Below are 16,637 nucleotides of genomic sequence, written 5' to 3' on the forward strand. Positions count from 1 at the left end.
CGAAGCCGACGTCCGAAATACGGGTGCCAACGGTAATGGACCTCGACCTCCTGCCCAACATGGGCAGAATGACCCCGAGATGGCCTGTGGCCTGATGGCGCGCTCGACGGTGTTGGAGTCGATTTCGATGCGGCCGTCGGTGAGGAAGCGCTCCAGCGCGGCACGCCGGCCGAGCGCATAGCGGATCGCCTCGGCGGGCTTCGATTTTCCCGACAGCTTCGGCAGCTCCTTTTCCCACAGCGCAAAGAGAGCGGCAACGACGGCGGCGGATTTCTCCTGACGCGCAGTTATCCGTACTGCCGGGTCCTGGCCGCGTACGGCCTCCTCGGCGGCCCACAGTGGGGCCATCTGCGCCACCGTCTGCGAGGCGATAACGGAGGAGCCTGCGGCATGCAGTTCGTAGAACTTGCGCCGCACGTGCGACCAGCACGCCGCCAGCGTCACGCCGTCGTTGCCCCGATCGGATCGGGCCAGCCGGTTATAGGCGGCGTATCCGTCGACTTGCAGGATCCCGCGATAGCCGTCCAGATGACGGGCAACACATTCGCCGGCGCGGCTGTCCTCGAAGCGATAGACAACAATGGGCGGTCCACTGCCGCCAAAGGGCCGATCATCGCGGACATAGGTCCAGAGGTAGGCCGTCTTGGCCTTGCCAGATCCCGGCGCCAGCGTTGGCAGCGTGGTCTCATCGGCGAAGACCCGCTCCCCCTGCTTGATGCGGGTCAGTGCGTAATCGGCGAGCGGCTCGAGCTCGAAGCCGAGCTTGCCCATCCACTGCGCCATCTGTGACCGGTCGATCTCGACCTGATCGCGGGCATAGATCGCTTCCTGGCGGTAGAGCGGCAGGCCATCGGCGTATTTCGACACCGCGATCTGCGCCAGCAGCGCTTCGGTCGGAATGCCGCTTTCGATGATGCGGGCGGGCGCGGCTGCCTGGATGACGCCGTCCCAACCCTTGTAGGCATATTTGGGGCGACGCGTGACGATCACCCGGAACTTCGCCGGGGTGACATCGAGCCGTTCGGAGACGTCCTCGCCGATCAGGATCTTTTCCAGCGCTTCGCAGCCAGCAGGCGTCTCGGGCTCGATGACCACCTCGATCCGTTCGAGATGGGCCGCAAAGCCTTTGCGAGGGCGCGGGGCGCGCTTCGCTTTCGAGCCGCCCGCAGACTTCTCCATCTGCGCTTGGATGGCCGCCACGCCGGTTTCGATCTCGTCGAAGACCAGAGCGTACTGCTCCTCGCTCAGCGCACCGGCCCGCAACCTTTCGGAGCGGCTGCCGAAGCGCGACCGCTCCAGCATCTTCACCACCGCCGTCAGTCGTGCGATCCGCTCCTCGGCGCTCTTGTTGACCAACTCGAGATGCGTATTGTGGGCTTCGAGATCGGCATTACGCTCTTCCAGACCGGCGGCTTTTTCGGCCATGGCAACAACCATCGCCTTGAGCGCGTCAACGTCGTCCGGGAGCGCGAGATCGGGTGCCGACATGGCCAAAATCAGAGCATATTCGCGGGCAATTTTCCCGCGTTTTCAGCTCCCTGATTCATCATGCCGCAGGGTTTTACCCAACCGATTGCGGCCGCCTGACGGTCTCCGTTCGAACCCGTTTCCAGTCCATTCCGTCAACCAGAGCCATGAGCTGAGCATGATTGAGCTGGACCCGGTGGTGGCCGATCCGCGGCCAGCAGAACTTCGCCTCATCCAGCCGCTTGGCATAAAGACACACGCCGCTGCCGTCCCACCAGACGATCTTGATCCTGTCCGCTCTTTTGGCGCGGAATACATAAAGTGCGCCGTTGAATGGATCCGAGCCGGCATCGCGCACCAGTGCCAAAAGGCCGTCGGGACCTTTTCTAAAATCGACGGGATGACTGGCGACCAACACCTTCACGCCAGCCGGGATCATGCCTGGCGAACCGCCCGGATAATCCGCACCAGCTGCTCCTCATTGATATCGGCACCGGCGCGAATGACCACGCCACCCAGCTCGATCTCCACCGACGCAGACGCTGTCGGCGTGACCTCGACAAAGCCGAGCCGCTCCGCATCCCTGTGTGGCGTGACCGCACCGCTCTTGATCGCCTTGCTCCGCCAGCCGAACAGCTGGGCCGGCGCCATCCCCGCTTGTCTGGCAATGGCCGATACATTCGCGCCCGGCTTCAGTGTCGCCTCGATCAGCCGCGACTTCGCTTCCGCCGACCAGCGCCGCCGCGGACGCTGCGGGCTTGCCTCCAGTCGGTTGGCAACCGCTTCAAGAACATGGAAACTTCTATCATCAGGCATAGGCGCAGACATAGAAATTGACACTGCAAGCTCCTCGGCTCCTTGCTTCAGTGTCAGTATGTCTCGCTCATCACCTCAAGCCGCGCCAGATGGGGTCAGCTTGGCGCTTACGGAACAGGCGCTCCGGTTCTTTGAACAGCTCTATCGGGTTGAAAGGCAGGCGCGGAACGAAATCCCCGATGACGGTGAAACGCGAGATGACTGCATTCGCCGCTTCCGCCAGCAACATAGTGTCCCGATCCTCCAGGCTCTCAAGGCATGGCTCGACGACATCGCCCCAAAAGTCTTGCCGGACAGCAAGCTCGGCGACGCCGTCTCCTACACCCTGAACCAATGGGGATATCTGACTCGTTACACCGAGGACGGCAGCATGCCGATCGACAACAATCTTCTCGAGCGTGACATCAGAATCTTTGCCACTGGCCGGAAAAGTTGGCTGTTCAGCGATACCGTCGACGGAGCCAGGGCCAGCGCCGTCATCTACAGCCTGATGTTGACCTGCCGCGCCTGTGGCGTCGAGCCGTTACCGTGGCTGCGCCACGTCCTCACTGAACTACCTCAGCGCCCCGAGAACGCAGCCATCGAGGATCTGCTGCCCTTCAACTTCGCCAAAGTAACAGCAGCCTGATCAGACCAGATACCGTTCCCGATTCGAAGGCCATCCGTCGAAAGCCACCGCGTCAACGTGCAGCGAAAATAGCGCTTACCTACGAGCCATGCCAGGCGCGGCACCGCCTTCGACTACAACATCCCGGCCAAGCGCGCCGAAGAACGGTCCCGAGTCGAAAAGGCAGAAGCTGCCTATGCAGCAGAGACTTCCCGACGCGAACGAGGCCGGAAAGGCAGAAGGCTGTGGAAAAAGCCGCCGAATGAGCAGAAGGGGCTATTCTACAACATCCGTCTGCATCGGCTTGCCGGGCGCAATGTAAGGTCATTCGACGCGGTTCTGATTCCGCCCAGGAGAGGATCGCGTTCGAGGTGCCGTTGCACCTCACTGCTGCTGTCCAGAAGAGATGTTAAGCTGGCATTCTCGAAGGTGGTCTCTTAAGAGGAGGTAATCCTTCATCGCAATCGTCAGTGGGGACTCCAAACTCAACCTGCGTACTTCCTCCGCGAGTTCGGATTGGAATGCGGGGCTGTATTCGACAATCGGGGGACAGAGTATCTTTGGCACTCGTGCTTTGACGGGTGGTCGAGGAGAGACTGATGCTGGCAAATCGGCAGACTCAGAAGCTGACGTTGTCAAGCCGATCCAGCAAATCGTTAAAAGAACTGGAGCGAGATATCGATTCCTTGCCAATTTGGTTACGGGCATCCAGCACCTTCGGAACAAGAGGAGATTGCACGTCTATTGTGCCGACCACTTCAATATATTGAGGATCGGCGGGGTCAACACGAGTGACAACAACCCATTGGGGGATACATGCTAGCGGCAGTCGGCAAGAGACACCGTCCGAAAAACTTGCTTCACTTCCGCCTGGTGCGGCCCGGTTTAGGCGCCATGCATATTGCGTCGCTATAGCCGGGTCAAACCAAGGCCGCTGAATTCTTAGAACGGTCAGAAATCTTTTTCGTTCACCTTCGCCTATCTCCCGCCAATTTTCAGGGTGGCTGAGGTAGGTTAGTTCCACATGAGTAAAGGGACCGGCTCCGCTGCGAGTCCAGGCAGACCCACCATACGCCACAAAATCACTCGTCAAGTCAGCAAAAAGAAACAAAGGATCAATCGTTTCCAGGTCATGTGTAACCCAGAGCGCAATTGACACCTCCCGTCGGAACCCAAAATGATCCCAATCCTGTTGAATCTTCGTCAATTGGGAACTAGGAGCGCTGTCTGCCGGCTCAGCAGCCAGCGCGGTTTCCCACCGACTCCGGTAGGCCAAATAACTTTCAAACGCTCTACATCTGACGGTTCGTTTTTCTATGGGACATCGGCTTGGCCGATCTAGGATTTGTTTTGAATCTTGCAGGCGCCTCTGGCGCCCCAGGACCCGAATTTCGGGAACGTCAGCATATCTCAGTATGTATTCATATGACTCAGCTATTGACATCTCTCTGGGCTTTAGAGTGGCCTCTATCAAAGGACCGTAATTGCCATCTGGCGGGATCGGTATTTTTGACGTACTGGCGAAAACCGAAACTCTGTAGGACGAGCGCCAATATAATAAGTCGCTTTTACTCAATACGCTTTGAATATTAGCCTGCACCTCGTGTAAATCCGCAGCAGTCGACCTATCGACCCCGGCGAGTGTCGCGAAGACAACAAGTGCACAACGCGACACCCAAAAAATCGTGCGCGCACGATTGCTGACAAAATTCATTTGCTTTTAGCCGTATTGAGAAGCTCCTGAGCTGATTGAATCAATGGATCGGCACTCTCTGCCGTGGCAAGCGCTTCAATAGCTTTGTCCGTGCGTGGCTCATCCGGCCATACAACTGGCTTCCCGTTAATCTCCCGGGCACGCTTAGGTGATTCAGGGAGTGCATGTACTAAGTATCCAATTATCTGAGGGCTATCGAAGGTGACAGTGTTGCCGTTCCCTTCGGCATGGACATACGTGTCCTTCGAGCTCTTGTTTGTACGTCCTCCGAGCTTGAACGGACCATACCCGAATGACGCGCCGCCTCCTGAATGCTTCTCAATAAACTCCTTGATATCAATGCTCCAGTCTGCGGTCATCGAGAGGTTGCGCGCGACAATTAGCTCGACAGGGACGACGGGCATGATCCCTGTAGGCGTTTCACCCTTCGCGTAGTCGGCGCCGGACGATATCTTTTGCCCAGCGTAAATTGAACCGTTCGACCAATCCCACATCTGGGATTCAAAAACATTAGCGTCCATCCACGCATAAGTGATTCCAACACGGAGAACATCGAAGCTGATGGTCAAGTTGGAAGCATCTGCTCGTTCGGTATGTTTAGTTTCATCCTCGCTATAGTCCCCGCCTACACTGAACAACCCCCAGCTGCCTGAAAGCCCGCCTCCAATATCCGAATGCTCGTCGTGAGTCCTGGCATCGAGCATTTGAGATGTTATCTTAATGTTCTGCCAACTGAGGTCCTTGTTTAGCCATGTTTGATAAGTTGGATAAAATAGAGTCCTTCCGTACCAGTTAGCCTGGAACCAGTTGGCGGTAAACCGGTCCCTGAGTCTTTCAAAATAAAATTCCGTATCACGCTGAGCATATTTTTGAATCGTAAGCAAGTACCCCTGAGCTTTGTCCCCCTGATGAGCTATATACTGTGTCAATGCGAACTTTATCGCATTTATGTGCTCTAGGGGAAGTGCCTTTCCGACGTTCTGCGACTGCCAAAGCGAAGCATTCTGGTTGGCTGTTTGGAGAAGCTTGCTATACTTGTAGTAATCGTCCAACAATCGGCGCGACTCACCTTTGCTATTAAACAACTTTGAATTGGCGTCCTCCAGTTGAGCTTTCTCTGCGGATTCGAGAATCGGCAGCGGGACCACGTGACTGCGTAGAATTTCCTGGTATAGATCGCTCATTCGACCAGGTTTAAAGTCAAGGAACGCGCTTGGCAATATTATTCGATCGCTCATGTTTGTTATAATGTTAGCTGCGTCGTCCGCGTTGTCCATACTTATATTTGGATCAACTAATATTGCTGGCGCTGCAAGCACCAGCATATTGGTATTTGGACTGAGCTTTTGGTCGCCTACGCGAAGATTCGCCGCAATCTCGGAATACAGCTTCTGCATCAACTCAGCATTTGTCTCGCCGGCTGCAAAGGCGTCTGTTGCACCCGCTAGTAATGTTGCAACGCAGATTGCGTGTGATAGCCTCATGATCGGTTCTCCTCTAGTGTCAGTTTCCTAAACCCTCAAATGTCGGTAGCGGGTCTTCCCACACAAGATCAGCTCGCGGATCTGGCGCTGGGGGCAATATATCCCCCGTTAACCCTATAATCTGCACGGCGGACACTGCTATCACTTTGCGATCAACGCCAAACGGCTGAATTCTCATCAAGCCATTCCCGAATGCGAAATCGCCAGCTACTGCTATAGGTCCAAAATAGACCCTGCGTTTACCCGTTGCCGCCTCAGCGATTGCCCTCATGAGAGATTCTTCGAACTCACCGCTAATTTTAACATTCCGAATTAGGACTAGTTGCCGAGGCAACAGAGTAAGATCAACGCCCCCCCCCGGGTCGGCTAAGCCAGCCTGGCCTCGTGAGAGAGGGGCCTCGTCGCCCTTCCATTTCCATATCTGTCTTGCCGCACCCGACAGAATCTGGTCATCGCGCCAAGGTTGACTGATCTTCACTACCATGCGTTCAAATTCCATTTTGAACACGGGAGATAGTTCGTTGCCGGCACCAGCGGCGGGTAGGTCGCAACACCAAACGGGCGGAAGTGTCGGCGTTAGGCTGCCCGGTGGGGCAGGTGTAGACACATCCAATGTTACGGATACCGCTTCCCAGGAAGAGGCCTGCGAAAAAAAACTTATCTGAGGAGTTGCCTTCGTAGCCAGCTTGCCAGTTTTCGCGTCTATGTTGCGATTTAACCGCTCTTTCGCCTCCAAGCCGCGAGTTCTATAATCGTAATTTACCAGCGTCTTTAAGCGCGCCAACTTCGGTATGAGTTTATTTGCTTCAGTATCGTTCTGTAGCGCAGCCTTCGCGGCGTCCAGACGAGCCTTCAAGGCCGGGGTGCGCTCCTCAGGCTTAGCGGCAACCCATTCCTGTGTAACGGCCGCTAAGTTTGCCTGAAGCTCAAGCAATCTCTTTACTGCAGGCCGAGCTAGGAACTGACCGTTGCCGCTCTTGACATACAGAGCGGCCGTAAGCTCCTCATATTCCTTCATCTCCGTTGTGAATGGCACGCGTCCCCAGCTCGCCTCGGACACCAAGTGCGTATAGAGTTCGGCAGCTGTGCCGGGTTCAAGCTGGGATATCCAATTCGGCGCCACCGCACCGTTCGTGATGTCGGCAATGCTATTGTAGAAGTTGTCAGCCTCAGTGCCATGCTCAGCTAGAAGATCGAGCGGGACGGATCGGAGGAATACCGTGGCGAAGCTTCCTTGATCGAGGGGAATCGAGGCGTGGAGCGCAGCGTATACCGTTGTCGGCGTTGGCTCTTGCGCCTGTGCGCCATAGCCAAGGCTCGCCACGAACACCGCGGATAGACCCGCGTATCGGATGAACGTCATTGGCGAGGTCACGCGCAACCTAGCAATCGCAGAATGAGCGTAGATCTCGATCAAGTTAAAATCCCCCTGCGATACTCAACTTTATGAAGCTCGCACTTTTAAAAACTTACATTTCTAATATTAGGGGTCAAGGGGGATTTATCACCCTGTTGTCCAACTGCAGTAATATGTCAGCAAGGATGACCTTTTGACTTCCTCGCGCGCTTCTAGTTTCTGCTGTTGAAGAGTTAGGTGTAAGTGCAGCCAATTGCTTGATTTGCTAGTCTCGGCGCAGCGAACCAGGCAATTGGGGAGGCGACCTCAGCTGACAAGCTTTTGTTCCCCGACGGCACTTCGACCATCCCGTGCCCAGCGCGATCACGTCGCTGGCGATGAGGGGCGAAGATTGCGGTGTCGCGCCCCGCCATATCCTCTGAATTTACGCGGGCCAGGGACCATGCAGTTCCTTCCGCCTGACAAGTTCTCTTACCGCTCCAGCGGCCGCCCGAGCACTTCAGCGACCTAAGCTCGCGCTTCCGAAAAAGAACACGTCTCCGCAATTCTAGCGATGAGCCGGCAAGACTAAGTTTGTCGGGATATTTCGAGGCTCACTACCTCTCCATCTTTTTTCCAAATACTTCGAATCTTAAACGAAAGCCCAGCGTAGATAGTACTAAATATTAATAGTCCATCGGCTGCTGCCTCGCATAGTAGCTCTAGATTGCCGATACTATATCTGAAAGGTGATTCAAATGGAACGTTAGAAGTGTCGAAATTCGTATCTTGGTTATGTGGAGGGTTGTTGATAACTAGTTTGCCGTGGCAGCGGATGGTCGCGCCATCCCGAATAAGTTCAAAAGTCAGAAATTCTTTAGCGGATCCCGGTTTTTGCATTGCTACATCACTGCGGAACGTGAGTCCCATCTCGGTGGGATGAGAGAGATCTAAACGCCCTTTCTCAATTCCATCTCGACGATCCCATGCATACCTGTATCCGGTCCCATTCGCGTGCAGATCCTCGCTTACGCTATCCTCCTGGAATGACAAATTCAATTCAGAGGTGCTCGTATTTAAAGCACGTATTATCGAACCCATGGAATTCCTCCAACCGGCTTCAACATTCAAGATAAGTGATGAGTCAATTACAGAACTTAACATACTTTGGACATCTCGTCATACTACCTTATGCGGCGCGCACCGGGAGAAGGAAGCCCGGCCGTCACGATATCCAGCGTGACCCGTCCGGCGGGATGCCGCCGCTTGGCAGGATCATTTGCAGGTGCGGATGATGCGCTATTACCGATCCCCATGTGTGGAGCACGGCGGTGATGCCGATCCGGGCCCGAGGTGCTTGGAATCCGCCGCGATCGTCAGCATTGTCTCCGATGCCGTGACCTTGCCCCTCTGATCTAATCCGGTAAAGTCATCGGCTGTTGCCGCATGACGGTTCGCTACGAGACCAGCAGGCCGGACGACCGAGGTTCGCGAGCGGATGAAGGCGATCGCGCAAGAGTGTCGCCGGTTCGGCTACCGGCGTCTTCTCGTGATGCTGAGGCGGGAGGGCCTGGTCGTGAACCACAAGAAGCTGTTCCGGCTCTACCGGGAGGAGAAGCTCGCCGTTCGCCGCCGTGGCGGCCGCAAGCGGGCGATCGGGACCAGGGCGCCGATGCTGGTGCCGCTGAGGCCCGACGAGCGCTGGTCGCTCGACTTCGTATCGGACCAGCTCACCGACGGGCGCCGCTTCCGCATCCTGGCCGTCGTCGACGACTGCACGAGAGAGTGCCTGGCACTCATCGTTGATAGGTCTCTCTCGGGCATGCGGGTTGCCCGAGAATTGGACCGGCTCATCACCGAGCGCGGCCGGCCGAAAATGATCGTCAGCGACAAGCGAGTTCACCTCGAACGCCATCCTCTCCTGGGCGGATCAGAACCGCGTCGAATGGCATTACATTGCGCCCGGCAAGCCGATGCAGAATGGCTTCATCGAGAGCTTCAACGGCCGACTGCGCGATAAACTGCTCAACGAGACGCTGTTTACTTCGCTGGCTCAGGCACGCGTCGCCATCGCCCTGTGGCGCGCCGACTACAACACCGCGCGGCCGCATTCCCAAATCGCCTGGCAGACACCGGCCGAGTTCGCCACCACCTTCAATCTGCGACGGTCGCTCGCGCTGCGCTGTGCCAAAGGCTCCGCGCCAGCGCCCGTCGCTTCACCCGCCCAGCAGGGCACAACCCATGCCGGAAACGAACTCAAAACTGGATAGAAACTGGGGGCAACGTCAACAGCATCCCACGTCGCAATTCTACTGACTGCCTTCAAGTCGTCAGAACGAAAGACCGAGCTTATGCTTAGAGGTGGAGAAGTGCACCTGCAGTCACTTCCGCCCCGAGGCGATACTCGCGCCATCCAAACTCAAATGAGTCATTTGTCTGGTGCACGGATGATAGGTCAAACGCAGCTCGTAGCCGGCTGCGTGTTGCATCGCTTGTATCGGCCAGCGGCTGGCCGGTACCTTCCTGCTTCAATGCAGAGAATACATTTTTGGGAGACCGGTGCGACGGGAGAGTGTGAAAGCTAACTAGGTTCCACCCTGGCTCCAGTGTTACAATCTGGAGCGGCTGGCAGAGTGCACCATGGTACCCTACGAGAGAGACCAGAAAAGCCAACATGATCGTGGAAATACCAAGCAGCATCACAAGCACCCTCGAAATCTGGCGATGCCCACGTGGCAGGACAGTTTCACCAGCGTCAGCAAGAGTCAAGCTAAGGTAACAGTAAATCCGGAAGTTGGCCGTTGTGCAAGGATTACTGTAAAGGCAGTAGTGGAGAGAGAGTCTGCTCTTTAAAACCCGCTGTGGAGGAAGAAGCAGAGAGCCGCCTTCGCTAGAGGTCGCGGGCGCAGATCATACCGTTGGCTCGCATGACAGAGCAAGTTCACTCCAAAACCTGGCGCGGAGCTGGGAGGACTAGGCGGTGGCACGCAGAAGATCCGCTTACCAGCAGGCCTTTAGAGCCTCTTCAATCGGCTTGGTGTGGCACAGTGTCGGGTCAACCTCACAAACCGGGACAGGTTCCTGTTCCGGCGAAGGTACTAGCGAAACCCCCGTGTCGAAAAACAACTTGCCCTCGGTCGGCTTGGGCTTCTCGCCGGAATCGGCGAACTTCTTAATGGCCTCGATGCCCATCGATGCCATCAGCAAGGGATGTTGCTGGGAGGTGGCGCTAATGACGCCCTCGGCGACATTCTTGACGCCCGGACAGCCGCCATCGACCGAGACGATTAGCACATCCTTCTCGCGGCCAACTGCCGTCAGCGCTTTGTAGGCGCCCGCAGCCGAAGGCTCGTTGACCGTGTAAACGACGTTGATACCCGGATCCTTCTGCAGGCAGTTCTCCATGGCCTTGCGGCCGCCCTCTTCGCTGCCGTTCGTGACGTCGCGGCAGACGTTGCGCGCATCATCCTCGTCGCCGATCGTCTTAATGTCCCTGGTGTCGATGCCGAAGCCGGTCATGAAACCCTGGTCACGTAACACATCCATCGTCGGCTGGCGCGGGTTCAGATCCATATACCCGATCCTGGCATCCTTGGCGGCATCGCCTAGCGTGGCCTTGGCCCAAGCGCCGATCGCCTGACCGGCCTTGAAGTTGTCGGTTGCGAACGTGGCATCGGCAGCATCGATCGGCTCCAGCGGCGTGTCGAGCGCGATCACCAGAACGCCGGCGTCGCGCGCCTTCTTCACCGTCGGCACAATGCCCTTGTTGTCGGAGGCGGTGATCAGTATGCCCTTGGCGCCGTCGGCGATGCAGCTTTCAATCGCTGCGACCTGACTCTCGCTGTCGCCATCGATCTTGCCGGCATAGGTCTTGAGGTCGACGCCGAGTTCCTTGGCCTTGGCCGTGGCGCCCTCTTTCATCTTGACGAAGAAGGGATTGGTTTCGGTCTTGGTGATCAGGCAGGCGATCGGTTGTGCCCCAGCCTGAACGGCGCCGCAAACGATGATGAAAAGGCAACAGCCCCAACCACACAACAACCTGTAGGTAGACGACATTGTATCCTCCCTCGACTGCATGCTCGTTTATAGCCCGAATGGCGGCAGCGATCGGTCAGTTCCGGCGTGATCCCCCATATTAGACATAACTCTTCAAGGGCCGATGACTGGCTCGTGTATCGCCACGCCTGAATTACCTGTCTGTACAGCATCACATTTCTCGGAACCGAACACACCGCTTGAGCAGCAATACTTCTTGCGGAAATTGCCCTTAGAATGAATCCCCGCGATGTAGAACTGCCTCTCCCGCAGTACAAGTATCGCGCTGCCTGACTGCCCGCGATCGGTTTGGCACAAATGGTGAATCTCACCATCCTGATCGCGAGCAAGAAGCATGCAGTATGGCTCCATCGACACTGATACAAATCTGCCCAAATTATTTGGCACACCCTGATCTTCCGCAAGGACTGCCCTTGAGAGGTATGGATTGACACCAACAATGATCAGCGGCTCCCACATCTCGGCTGCGAAGTTCGCCAATGGAAGATATCGAGAAGGGCCTAAATCGGGTAACGGGATGAAAACTACGTCTCCGTTCTTTACATTAAACACTCTTCCCGAAAAACCGTCGTCCAATCTAAGGTGTAGCGTTTGTCCAGAAATACTAGTGAAAACCATATCCGAGAACACGTACGTCAATTTCGCTACATTATCCTCGCCCGTTGTCGTATACTGACCCAAGCAGTGCGCAGCAGTTAGCAAGCCAGACCGCCCTTCACCAATGCTAACAAGAGTAGCGGAACAATATTTATCTCCACCAGAACCGCTTAGTGCCCCAACGCTATCGCGCAAGGTTTCAACCTGCTCTTTTGAGGATATCCACGTCAGGTGGTCTGACGAAGCTCGATTTCCCTTATAACCACCCCCTTGATCCGTAATATCGGAAAAGCGAATGAGACACTGTGCCCTATATTCGCTGGTCAAATGCTGTGCGATCGGGCTTTCCGCAACGCGGTCAAAGAAACCGAATTTGCTAATGGCGTCCCAGTCTTCCAGTTGGTTCACAATGTCAGTGCACGTCATGCTGCGTCCCCGGCCAAAAAATAACTCTCTCCACGTGCCGGTTGGCCGTTCGATATCCGAATTGCATTTACGCTCGCCCGTGAGGACAAGCTGATCAGCCCAAAGAGCGGACTCACTCTTTATGATACGAACCTGCTCCTCACCAATTGCGCGGCACGGGAAAATCAGGCTCCCACTAAGCAGAACTGCCAACGCCAACATCTGCATCAGCCGCCTTGCAGACTTCCGCACTTGGTCTCGCGTCGAGCAATGCGAGGATCTCATAAAAGTCGACAACATTGCTCCCGCGTATGCCTCCTAGCGGTCAACAGGCGCCTGGATCCGCCCCACAGGCCTCGTCTACAAGGGACCGGATATTCGTCTTCTTTGTGTAAGCGTGGTTCTTTGCAAACCGCGATGCACCTTGGACTTTGATGTGACTGGTTGTGAAACCCCAGCTGGTTACGGCCGTCACCGTGTTAAGTTGACTGTCAAATGGAGGCGTCCCAGTGTACGAAGTAGGTGTTCCGAAATTTTGAAGCCAAGGGCAGCCACTAGATCCACCAGTTTGATTTGATCCGATAATCACATTGTTCGGGTCATCTTGATAGCCGAGGGAATCAGTGCGGATCATCTTTGTTCCGTCGTAATCCATTGACGGATATCCGAGTTGAGTAAAATGCGCAGATTTCTGCCCCAAGAAAAAAGTGAAGCCGAATTCGTGAGGCGGAACCTCGTCTTCGTTTGGTTCAGGGGGCAGATTGTACATGCCAACAACATCAGCGATAGCCTTGTCCCCGTTCTGGTTTAGCACGACTACTGCTATGTCATTCTCACAGACAACTCCTGGCGCCCCGTTAGAACAGACATCACTGCCGTCAAAATAAGTCTTAGGGATGAACCACGCCTTGGCGGTCCAAGTCCCGAAAGGCCTTGCATCGTCATGCCGCGCTGGCTCAAACGAGACAGAGCTTGCAAAACCCTCCTTACCCTTGCCGAAGTTATGCACACAATGCGCAGCGGTCACCAGAAGTGATCTGCCAATTACAGATGCAGAACAGACAAAACGTTGCGGTCCGAAGGTCATAGATAGCTTACCAGTGGCACGCCAAGGATAGCTATTGACTGGCTCGATGCCGTTCTCGACGCTCACACGCTCGGTGGTAAACGGGTGGCTCCCTGAGCCAAAGGCCTCTGCCCCTATAGATTTGTCTGGCAGACCTAAAATCGAGCGGACTTTGGGCGACAGTTGCTCTACGCTAAGCTCCCGATTGAAGTCGCTGTCGGTTGTGACAGCCGGAGCGACGCCGTGGGTGTCTGATGGCTGGCCCACGACGTTTTCATCGGAGTATGCTATGGAACCAGATTGGAGAAAAAGGCAATATCCTGCCGCAGCTAGCCCAAGTCGCGCTAGAACCCTCATCACTACCCCCCTGTATTTATTGTTAAAAGAATATCTATCGGAAAAGGGCGCTCGTCAATGTAAATCTTGTTGGGGCGTAGTAGTATGAGGATTATCGAGGTGCCAGTGCGCGTTGGAGCAGGGCTGTTTGTATTCTGCTTGGTAGCAGCCGCGACGGCCATCGCTATCGTGGCAGGAGTCGTCGGAATACCCTCAGCAGGGCCACGCAATGTTGAGTTGTCTGACCTTCAGGGCCGATGGGTTCTTGAGTCGGTCAATGGTGTTTTAGTATCGTCCTCAGTCCCTGTGTATTTCGAGGTAGTTGGTGACAACATCACAGGCTTTGACGGCTGTAATAACTTTGGCGGACCGCTTCTGACGCCGGACTTCATTCGAAAGGGCGAGCGAGACTGCGAAGGAGACTATGTCTCGCTTCCGCTGGATTTTGCGAATCCGCTGGAGCAGCTACGTCAGGCAACGCTCGACGGGAAGCTTTTGGTGCTATCCATTCCGAATACGGCAGGAAAGGCGCGCTTCCGTCGGGCCCCAGGATAAAGGCTATCGTGGGCATCAGGAGTTAGGTTCGTCGAATGTCTGGAGGCACGGCCAAAGAATGGGCCCGATTGCTGGGTAGTGTCCGCTTGGTGCGGAAAGCATGCAGTATCTGCAGGCGGGGGCATTACTGGCGAACGTCCTCGAGACTCGGCCGGCGCCGTTAGTATGGAGGCACTTTAAGACCTCGAGGCCGGCAAGATCGCGTGCGGGCAGGCGCACTTCAGCGCGCTCGCCTCCGGACGGAACCCAGCTCGATACATCAAGGCCAGAACGGTCGACGACCTGATGGATCACACGTAAGGCGTATCCTTGGCCGTTTCAGCTTTGCTCGGCTGCGGAGCGATCGTTGCGTTCGCAGCCATCGCTCGTCTGGCTCACGAAACTTCAGTGCGGCAATCGGCGGGCCGGCCACAGCTCGGACGGACGGTTGGCCTAACCAGAGAGCCGCTTCCGCTAGGCTGCGGCAAATATCTGCATCTACAATGACGGATGCTGGATCAAAGTCATAAGGGAAGGTAAGGCCAGCCAGCACGCCGTTCGATTATCGTCCACTTCCCTCCAAATACGGTTGCTGACTCGATCCGCAGCGGCGTAGTGAAATTTCCAACTTCGTCGCGGTACTAGAAATATGGGGCTCTCGCTGGATGCGGGATCATAGCGCTCCAGCGAAGACGTAGTTCTCAGTTTCATCAACGCTGGGGCGCCATTCCATCCAGTTGAAATCACTAGCCTTTTAGGTCTGCCTAACGCGACGGCGCTGGCTTGTTTTCGGAATTCAGCCGGTTTTTCAGACGGTTTTGGCAGACCGGCGGCAGCCAGCGTCAAAATCGCACCATGGGCTAAGTGCTATGTTTGGAACGGCACAGTCTGTGTCGAGCGACAGCAGATTCGCGGCGAGACTATCCTGCCGGCTCCAGCGTTTTGCGTTCGGCCGGCTCGGATTCTCCGGCCTTCGGACTGTCCTGGTCGACGGCGATGGCGGTCGGTTCGTACCCCAATGCGGAGATCAAGGCCGCGACGCGGCCACGCACCCTTGGAGGAAGCTGCATCAGCCCCTCAATCAGACGCCGGCCTTCCGCTGGCAATAAAATTGATGCGCTCGTCGACCGGCAGAGGCGGAGCCTTGCGCGTCTCGTTGCCCGGCAAGCCTTCGAAGAAGCGGCTAACAGGACGCCTAACGACAGGGCGATCTCGTAGAGCATGGACGCGCTGACACGGTTTCTCGCGTTCTCGTATTTCTGAAGTTGCTGAGAGCTGATGCCTATCGATCGGGCAAGCTGTGCCTGCGATACGCCCGACTGGATGCGAACGATCGCGATCTGCCTGCCGACATGCTGATCCGCGATCCGCGGGATGAGGGCTCGTTTGTGGTTTGGGCTTTGCCCACGCCGTGACGGCAGGAAGCCGTTTCGATTCCGACAAGGCCTCTCGCTGTTGCATCTGTCACCCCCTGGAATGTGAGTCAGTCACTGCGTGCCGCCAGGAACTCAGCAAATTCCGAATGCTTGGGAGTTACAGACCTGCGCGAACCCGCATGGACGCCTTCAACCCGGTTCTCTCTGCCGGCTAATCCCGGCAATATCCTCGATGGCCGAGCGGATTTGGGGCCAGGGAAACTCGGCATCGTCCTCAGACGACTGACCTTCCTTAAGGATTGCATCAAGCTTGGCTGCCACGCCGGCAAGGGTAGTGGCAGCCGTTTCAGACAATTCTTCGAGCAGGGCCTCCGCTCGGTTGGCCGCTTCGTGCTCAGCGCGCATCGCTGCGGAATAACCTATTTCCCTGTCGGCAGCATCCCAGTGAGCCTGATGGGCCGCGAAGTCGGCTTCAGCCTTCGCGCGAACCGCTGAGTCGATAGGGTCGACGCCCAACAATTCACGAATTTCCTTCAGTGAATGCAGTGTCACGCTCTCACCATTCGAGAGTATCGTCGCGCTCGGAAAGCCAATAGTTTCGGCGAGCTTCCGCTCCAAGCGTCGTTGCTCACGGCACAGCCGCTCGGTCAAGTTGTGGGCATCCAGCCAATGGCCCCACACCGTTACCGCACGATCCGAAGTTTGGCCCTTTTTCAAGTCGTCCCGCGCAAGCTCGGTTGGCCGCAGTCGTTCGTTTGCGACAACTATTCCTGCTGGAATTGACAGGGCCAATCTTCAGGCCTCGTCAAGCCAGAAGGCAACTCGGTCCGGGCGTCTCCGCAA

Annotated in this window: 12 protein-coding genes and 5 pseudogenes; 3 read left to right on the forward strand and 14 right to left on the reverse strand. The window is 56.2% G+C overall.

Features of this window, described 5'->3' with window-relative positions:
- The 3 genes from tnpC to NKI24_RS34615 all read right to left on the reverse strand — a co-directional run.
- The coding region (gene tnpC / locus NKI24_RS34605) for an IS66 family transposase (RefSeq protein ID WP_352750668.1) at window positions 1-1,488 on the reverse strand (1,488 nt) is incomplete at its 3' end.
- A 73-nt stretch (window positions 1,489-1,561) separates the two neighbouring features.
- The gene (gene tnpB, locus NKI24_RS34610) at window positions 1,562-1,906 is read right to left on the reverse strand and encodes an IS66 family insertion sequence element accessory protein TnpB (protein ID WP_023675163.1); all 345 of its coding nucleotides are present in this window, start codon (window positions 1,904-1,906) and stop codon (window positions 1,562-1,564) included.
- On the reverse strand, window positions 1,903-2,283 hold the full coding sequence (locus tag NKI24_RS34615) for a transposase (RefSeq protein ID WP_245274633.1): 381 nt from the start codon (window positions 2,281-2,283) through the stop codon (window positions 1,903-1,905). The genes tnpB and NKI24_RS34615 overlap by 4 nt, the downstream gene beginning before the upstream one ends.
- A 112-nt stretch (window positions 2,284-2,395) precedes the next feature.
- Between NKI24_RS34615 and NKI24_RS34620 the strand changes: the two are divergent.
- A pseudogene (locus NKI24_RS34620) lies at window positions 2,396-2,911 on the forward strand (IS66 family transposase); the annotation flags it as partial.
- Between the two features lie 598 nt (window positions 2,912-3,509).
- Here the strand turns inward: NKI24_RS34620 and NKI24_RS34625 are convergent.
- The 5 genes and pseudogenes from NKI24_RS34625 to NKI24_RS34645 form a co-directional block, all read right to left on the reverse strand.
- Window positions 3,510-4,049, reverse strand: coding sequence for a hypothetical protein (locus NKI24_RS34625; RefSeq protein WP_352453020.1), 540 nt, complete (start codon window positions 4,047-4,049; stop codon window positions 3,510-3,512).
- 551 nt (window positions 4,050-4,600) lie between these two features.
- Window positions 4,601-6,088 (reverse strand): hypothetical protein, encoded by a 1,488-nt coding sequence (locus NKI24_RS34630; protein ID WP_352750670.1) that lies wholly within the window; start codon window positions 6,086-6,088, stop codon window positions 4,601-4,603.
- A gap of 19 nt (window positions 6,089-6,107) precedes the next feature.
- Entirely contained in the window at window positions 6,108-7,505 is a 1,398-nt protein-coding gene (locus NKI24_RS34635) for a hypothetical protein (RefSeq protein WP_352453022.1), read from the reverse strand.
- Window positions 7,506-8,012: 507 nt separating this feature from the next.
- On the reverse strand, window positions 8,013-8,525 hold the full coding sequence (locus NKI24_RS34640; RefSeq protein WP_352453023.1) for a hypothetical protein: 513 nt from the start codon (window positions 8,523-8,525) through the stop codon (window positions 8,013-8,015).
- A gap of 127 nt (window positions 8,526-8,652) precedes the next feature.
- Window positions 8,653-8,822, reverse strand: a pseudogene (locus NKI24_RS34645) (transposase); the annotation flags it as partial.
- Window positions 8,823-8,849: 27 nt separating this feature from the next.
- Here NKI24_RS34645 and NKI24_RS34650 point away from each other — a divergent pair.
- Window positions 8,850-9,694, forward strand: a pseudogene (locus NKI24_RS34650) (IS3 family transposase); the annotation flags it as partial.
- A 730-nt stretch (window positions 9,695-10,424) separates the two neighbouring features.
- Here NKI24_RS34650 and NKI24_RS34655 read toward each other — a convergent pair.
- The 3 genes and pseudogenes from NKI24_RS34655 to NKI24_RS34665 form a co-directional block, all read right to left on the reverse strand.
- Window positions 10,425-11,396, reverse strand: a pseudogene (locus NKI24_RS34655) (sugar ABC transporter substrate-binding protein); the annotation flags it as partial.
- Between the two features lie 177 nt (window positions 11,397-11,573).
- The gene (locus NKI24_RS34660) at window positions 11,574-12,710 is read right to left on the reverse strand and encodes a trypsin-like serine peptidase (RefSeq protein ID WP_352453024.1); all 1,137 of its coding nucleotides are present in this window, start codon (window positions 12,708-12,710) and stop codon (window positions 11,574-11,576) included.
- A 97-nt stretch (window positions 12,711-12,807) separates the two neighbouring features.
- On the reverse strand, window positions 12,808-13,905 hold the full coding sequence (locus NKI24_RS34665) for a trypsin-like serine peptidase (protein WP_352750673.1): 1,098 nt from the start codon (window positions 13,903-13,905) through the stop codon (window positions 12,808-12,810).
- An 84-nt stretch (window positions 13,906-13,989) separates the two neighbouring features.
- Here NKI24_RS34665 and NKI24_RS34670 point away from each other — a divergent pair, with 84 nt between their 5' ends.
- Window positions 13,990-14,439: an META domain-containing protein gene (locus tag NKI24_RS34670; RefSeq protein ID WP_352453026.1), complete on the forward strand. Its 450-nt coding sequence runs from the start codon at window positions 13,990-13,992 to the stop codon at window positions 14,437-14,439.
- A gap of 899 nt (window positions 14,440-15,338) precedes the next feature.
- Here NKI24_RS34670 and NKI24_RS34675 read toward each other — a convergent pair.
- From NKI24_RS34675 to NKI24_RS34685, 3 genes and pseudogenes are all read right to left on the reverse strand, one after another.
- Window positions 15,339-15,488, reverse strand: coding sequence for a hypothetical protein (locus tag NKI24_RS34675; RefSeq protein ID WP_352453027.1), 150 nt, complete (start codon window positions 15,486-15,488; stop codon window positions 15,339-15,341).
- Between the two features lie 132 nt (window positions 15,489-15,620).
- Window positions 15,621-15,905, reverse strand: a pseudogene (locus NKI24_RS34680) (helix-turn-helix domain-containing protein); the annotation flags it as partial.
- Window positions 15,906-15,983: 78 nt separating this feature from the next.
- Complete coding sequence (locus NKI24_RS34685) at window positions 15,984-16,445, reverse strand: hypothetical protein (RefSeq protein ID WP_352750675.1); 462 nt, start codon at window positions 16,443-16,445, stop codon at window positions 15,984-15,986.
- Between the last annotated feature and the right edge of the window lie 192 nt (window positions 16,446-16,637).

The organism is Mesorhizobium sp. M0701, assembly GCF_040320365.1.
Lineage (GTDB): Bacteria > Pseudomonadota > Alphaproteobacteria > Rhizobiales > Rhizobiaceae > Mesorhizobium.